2 protein-coding genes are annotated in these 1,930 nt (G+C 72.5%); both read left to right on the top strand.

All coding sequences use genetic code 11. From position 1 onward, the window contains the following. Positions 1-91 precede the first annotated feature (91 nt). Entirely contained in the window at positions 92-1,000 is a 909-nt protein-coding gene (locus AC2W7G_RS15030; RefSeq protein ID WP_485869151.1) for a cell division protein FtsQ/DivIB, read from the top strand. Then, positions 922-1,930, top strand: a 1,009-nt coding sequence (ftsZ, locus tag AC2W7G_RS15035; RefSeq protein WP_485869152.1) for a cell division protein FtsZ, incomplete at its 3' end; no start/stop codon positions are given. The genes AC2W7G_RS15030 and ftsZ, both read left to right, overlap by 79 nt.

The following is a 1,930-nucleotide window of genomic DNA, read 5'->3' on the forward strand; positions in this document are numbered from 1 at the left end:
GGCGGTCCTGGCGGCGCTGGGGCAGCGGTGAGCCAGCGGCTGTTTCGAGCAGCGACGCCGCGCCGGGCGCTGGCAGCGCTGGCGACGGCGGGTGCTGGCCCTGGTGCTGCTCGTCCTGGCCGGCGTGCTCGTGTGGCTGGTGTGGTTCTCCGACGTGCTGGGCGTCCGCAAGGTCGAGGTCCGCGGCGTCGACACGATCTCCACCACCCGGGTCGCGCTCGTGGCGGACGTGCCCGAGGGCACCCCGCTGGCCCGGCTCGACACCGACGCCGTCGAGCAGCGGGTGACCGACGAGCTGCTGCGCGTCGCCTCGGTCGAGGTGCGTCGCGACTGGCCGCACACCGTGGTGGTCGAGGTGACCGAGCGGGTGGCCGTGGTCTGGACCCGTGACGACGGCACGGTGCGCGGTCTCGACGGGGAGGGCGTCGCCTTCCGCACGTACCCGCGCCCGCCGAAGGGGCTGCTCGAGGTCACGTCCTCGGCCTCGGGGGAGCGGGAGCGCCGACGCGCGCTGCAGGCCGCGGCGGAGGTCGTCGCCGTCGTGCAGCGGCGGGCACCGTCCCTGCACGAGCAGGTCCGAGCGCGAGCTGCCCGACACCCGCGACGACGTCCGGCTGCGCCTGCGGCACGGACGCACGCTCGTCTGGGGCAGCCCGGGGGAGGCCACCGCCAAGCTGCGCGTGGTCGACCGGCTGCTGGAGCTGAAGGCCGAGGTCTACGACGTGAGCGCCCCGGACACGCCCACCACGAGCTGACCCGTCCGACTCCCGACCGCGCCCGTCGGCGTGTCGGCGCCGCGCACGGCCGAGCGGTCCGTAGATTCAGTGGTGTCGAGGTTGACATAACTATAACCCTGAGGTCAAGGGTTAGGGTTCAGCCCCGGCCCCGAGTCTTCGAAGTATCAGCGAAAGGTGCGAGCCGATGGCCGTGCAGAACTACCTCGCCGTCATCAAGGTCGTCGGTATCGGCGGAGGCGGCGTCAACGCCGTCAACCGCATGATCGAGGTCGGCCTCAAGGGTGTCGAGTTCATCGCCATCAACACCGACGCGCAGGCGCTGCTCATGAGCGACGCCGACGTGAAGCTGGACGTGGGCCGCGAGTCCACCCGCGGCCTCGGTGCCGGCGCCAACCCCGAGATCGGCAAGCGCGCCGCCGAGGACCACGCCGAGGAGATCGAGGCGGCCATCAAGGGTGCCGACATGGTCTTCGTGACGGCAGGCGAGGGCGGCGGCACCGGCACCGGCGGCGCACCGGTCGTGGCCCGCATCGCGCGCTCGCTCGGCGCCCTGACGATCGGTGTCGTGACGCGCCCGTTCAAGTTCGAGGGCCGCAGCCGCTCCATGCAGGCCGAGGCCGGCATCGAGGCGCTGCGCGAGGAGGTCGACACCCTCATCGTCATCCCGAACGACCGGCTGCTCAGCATCAGCGACAAGAACGTCAGCCTGCTGGACTCCTTCCGCCAGGCCGACCAGGTGCTCCTGCAGGGCGTCTCGGGCATCACCGAGCTCATCACGACCCCGGGCCTGATCAACCTCGACTTCGCCGACGTGAAGTCGGTCATGTCCGACGCCGGCTCCGCCCTCATGGGCATCGGCTCGGCGCGCGGCGAGCAGCGCGCGGCGGTCGCGGCCGAGATGGCCGTCTCCAGCCCGCTGCTCGAGGCGTCGATCGAGGGGGCCCGCGGCGTGCTGCTGTCCATCTCGGGCGGCTCGGACCTGGGCCTGTTCGAGATCAACGAGGCGGCCGGGCTCGTGGCCGACGCCGTGCACCCCGAGGCCAAGATCATCTTCGGCGCGGTCATCGACGACGCCCTGGGCGACGAGGTGCGCGTGACGGTCATCGCCGCCGGCTTCGACGGCGGCGAGCCCAAGGCGCGCGACGCCGAGCGTCCCGCGCTGCTCAAGGACCGTCCGGCCACGGCCGCCGAGG

Source organism: Aeromicrobium sp. PFPM2_SD2, from assembly GCF_057364525.1.